Genomic DNA, 3,615 nt, shown 5'->3' with positions numbered 1-3,615 from the left:
TGCTGAACCTTTCGCTGATCGATCATACTAAGTACGAAGGTTCATTTGCATTAAACATTGTTGTTTATTTTTAATAAAATAGCCTGTCTTTCGGATCTTTTAAAGACCCTTCAAAAAAGTGAGGGGGAGTATGTCAGTTGATGACAGATGCTAGTCATATAAAAGTGCATCTTCATGCAGCAGGGGCTAAGGGAGGCAACCCAGGGCATGGGTTGCACAAAAGGGGGCAACACGAAGCTATATTTGGCCATGGATGTCCAGGGCATGCCGGTCAGAATTATTATTACATCAGGTACCGTTTCTGATTGCAAACAAGCTAGCCAGCGTTTTGAAGGAATAGGCGTTCAAAATACTTCTTGCAAATAAAGGATATTATACCAATCACATTGTTGATGAGGAAAGAAAAAACAACATAAATCTTGTTATTCCTCCCAAAAAAAATAAAAAAACAAAGCGAACACGAAAAGATATTTACAAACTTAGACATCTTGTAGAGAACGCATTTTTTTACCTAAACCGCTGAAGAGAAATTGCATCGCGATAAGCAAAAAATACTTCCTCATTTCTCGTTTCTGTTCAAATTAGACGCTTTTTTCTTTGGTTGAATTTCTCGTGACGACACCATCTAGAAGTGCTGATTTTGAAAGTAACATTCTGTGAAAAATCTTTAAAATTTTTATTTATAATTTTTCTGTTGAGGAGGCAAAAGGGAGAATTATAGAACTTTTTAAAAAAGCATCAGTAAGCTTAGTTATGAGGCATTGTTTGCTTGTTACTAAATCCAAAAAATATTTATTAAAGACAAAAAATAATAAGAGCAAAAAAAAACGATATATTTTTTCTTGAACTTTTTTAAAGTATATGAATAGCTAATATTTAATAACATTATCACAAAAAAAAATTTTAAGTTTAAAAACCAGATAAATCGCACCTTCTAGGGGACTTGAACCCCTGTTTCCACCGTGAGAGGGTGATGTCCTAACCACTAGACGAAGAAGGCATAGTAAAATTCTAGCACATTTTTTCATAAAAGCAATTCCGCGATGCTCTCTATAAGATTCAAAACGCTTTTTTTAAGAAGATCAGATTTTTTATGTATTTTTTTGTGTCTGGAACATTCTGTACTATGCTTAATAAGCGAGAAAATTTAAAAATCTAAACGATTTATTAGTATTGTTATCTGTTATATACCTTATCTAACGTATAATATTAAAGACTATCCCCAATCATCACAGAAAAATTTCAATGTCTTATAAATTGTTCTAAATATATTTTTTTATTTAAATCAATAGGATAAAGCTAACCATACATTTTATCTGATTGTGAAAAATCAAGAAATTTGATAGTATTTCAAGAAGCAAATCAAAGCGAAAGCATTCGGTCTTTTAATGTTTAATAAATTTCTAATTTTCTTACTTTTTTTCGGAACGCTTATTCTTCCAGGATGTAAATCTAGTAAGAAGGTGTTGTACATTTATGGATGGGCAGGATACTTTCCACCAGAGCTTTTAAAAGAGTTTCAGAAAGAAACAGGAATAGAAGCCATTTATGATACGTATGAAAGTGAAGAAATTTTAGAAACGGATTTGTGCATGGAAAATAGCTATGATGTGGTAATAATTACTGCATGGCCTTCTTTTGCACGTACAACTAAGGCTAAACTTTTCCGCCCTCTATCAAAAGAACAAATTCCTAATTTAAAATATATAGATTCTGCATTTCTTGAAAAAGTTTCTTGCATTGACTCAGAGCACTGTTATGGGGTTCCTTACTTATTTGGGTCTGTAGGGCTTGGAGTCAATTTAGACAAAATTTCTAATTCTGGAGTAAAAGATTTGCGCACTTGGGGAATGATATTTGATTATAAAGTGATTCGCAAACTTTCTTCTTACAGAATTTATCTTTTAGATAATGCAAAAGACGTATTCCAAGCAGTTCTGCTTTACTTGGGCAAAGATCCTTGCAGTACCGATAAAAAATTATGGAAACAGGCGTACGATTTTCTTAAAAAAATTCGCCCTTTTATCACCAGGTTTCAAAATGCACGGCAAGAAGATACTCTGCTTGCGCAGGAAGCAAGTATTTTGCAGGGATTTTCAGATAATATTGCACTTGCTGCTTTTCAGGGAAAGCAGTATTCTCCTTCTGTGAATATTTGTTATGTTGTTCCTAAAGAAGGTGTAATGATGACTATTGATATGATGGCCATTCCTAAACGAGCAACTCATATAGAAGCTGCGCATAAATTTATCAATTTTGTTTTAAGGCCCAAAAACATGGCCGCGATTAGTAACGCATTAAAAACTGCAAACACCTCTTCGCATTCGCATCCCTGGATTTTCCCGGAACTATTAAAGAATAGAGAGATTTTTCCTGATAAAAAACACTTTAAAAAATTTCATGGAGATTTTCTTCCTTCTATAGAATTAACGCGATATATTTCAGATTTGTGGCTAGATTTAATGGGAGAAAAAAATGTTGAATTACCTATTTCAGATGGATCTGAGGACGAATAAGACATTGCATTAGACAATAATTTACATGTAATATTTAAACCTAGGATAATTATAAATTGCAACTGCATTTTTCACTGATAATTTTTCATAATAAATAAATGATTGGTAATTGAATACAATTAAATAGAAGAAAATAATACTATAGTGAACGAATTGTAAAATGGAAAAATATTATAGTAAATATTATAGTTCTTTAAAATTTTATTAAGAAAATATTTTTATTTTATTTTTTTATTATTTTGTGCTGATTTTTTTACTGGATTTAAATCAGGAAAGTATGAAAGAAGATCAAATAAGGTATACCTTACTGATTCTAGAGTGTGTAGTCATGAGATATTGCGTGTATTTACCGCATAATTTTTGTAAAATAGTTTTTTTTATAAACAAAGTATTTGCAGCCCGTCCTCAATTAAGTTGATTTTTCTGTACTTTTGAGAATTTAATAAAAATGCAAAAGAGAGGAATGTTAAATGAGACGTTATGGATTTCGGGATAATCAGTGGTATAGGAAAAAGGATCTTTTGTCTGGAAAATAAGAAGGTGTGGGCGTTATACTCATGCTGAATGAAATAGTTTAAAAGTTTAATTTTATGTGTTAATAATTTTTTTTATGCAAAGATTTCTGAAAGAAGAAGATCGTGTTGCGTTAAGAACGCAGCAGATAGGATTAAGGCAGTTTTGTTATCAGGGTGGAGATCGTCAAATTGCTAAGGCTCTTCTGAATGACGATCAGTTGTCATGTCGGAACTTATCGCGCATTTGGGCCACGACGTATATGAAAGTAAGCGATGTCTGCGCTCATGTTCTTGAACCCTATAGCAGCGCGTAGACGATTTAAGGCAAGACGTCGTGGCTGCACGCCCATAATTTTTCATTTAAAAAGGCAGCCAGCCAAGCAGGAAGCCTTTATTTAACGGTGATGACAATACCGCCGAAGGATGAACTCATCCTGTTTGGTGATGGCGTGCCCCCCACTATGGCAACGAAAATCACCTGTCAGGCACCCCCATTTCCACGACGACCTACACGCATGAACCTGATGGGAGCCTTGGATTTGACAGGTGGTGTTCCTTAAAAACCTTGAAGACGTTTTTTGATC

The 3,615-nt window shown here is 33.5% G+C and carries 3 protein-coding genes, 1 tRNA gene and 1 pseudogene; 3 read left to right on the top strand and 2 right to left on the bottom strand.

Annotated elements, in window-relative coordinates; all coding sequences use genetic code 11:
- Positions 1-137: 137 nt before the first annotated feature.
- A pseudogene (locus tag K737_RS11945) lies at positions 138-616 on the top strand (IS5 family transposase); the annotation flags it as partial.
- A gap of 312 nt (positions 617-928) precedes the next feature.
- Here K737_RS11945 and K737_RS02855 read toward each other — a convergent pair.
- Positions 929-1,000, bottom strand: a tRNA-Glu gene (locus tag K737_RS02855).
- A 388-nt stretch (positions 1,001-1,388) separates the two neighbouring features.
- On the opposite strand from K737_RS02855, the gene K737_RS02850 reads away from it, so the two are divergent.
- Positions 1,389-2,516 carry an extracellular solute-binding protein gene (locus K737_RS02850; protein WP_006295731.1) on the top strand — a complete coding sequence of 376 codons (1,128 nt, stop codon included), beginning with the start codon at positions 1,389-1,391 and terminating at the stop codon, positions 2,514-2,516.
- A gap of 610 nt (positions 2,517-3,126) precedes the next feature.
- Positions 3,127-3,345, top strand: a complete 219-nt coding sequence (locus K737_RS02845) for a hypothetical protein (protein ID WP_024161399.1) — start codon at positions 3,127-3,129, stop codon at positions 3,343-3,345.
- Between the two features lie 81 nt (positions 3,346-3,426).
- Here the strand turns inward: K737_RS02845 and K737_RS09995 are convergent.
- A partial coding sequence (locus K737_RS09995) for a hypothetical protein (RefSeq protein ID WP_161630419.1) occupies positions 3,427-3,615 on the bottom strand: 189 nt, incomplete at its 5' end.

The organism is Holospora undulata HU1, assembly GCF_000388175.3.
Lineage (GTDB): Bacteria > Pseudomonadota > Alphaproteobacteria > Holosporales > Holosporaceae > Holospora > Holospora undulata_A.
Note: the sequence above shows the minus strand (reverse complement) of the source record. Positions and strands in the feature narration are given on the sequence as shown.

Bases quoted from the DNA above. Each gene is read 5' to 3' on its own strand.
- K737_RS02845 (WP_024161399.1), top strand. From the start codon at position 3,127: ATGCAAAGATTTCTGAAAGAAGAAGATCGTGTTGCGTTAAGAACGCAG.
- K737_RS02850 (WP_006295731.1), top strand. From the start codon at position 1,389: ATGTTTAATAAATTTCTAATTTTCTTACTTTTTTTCGGAACGCTTATT.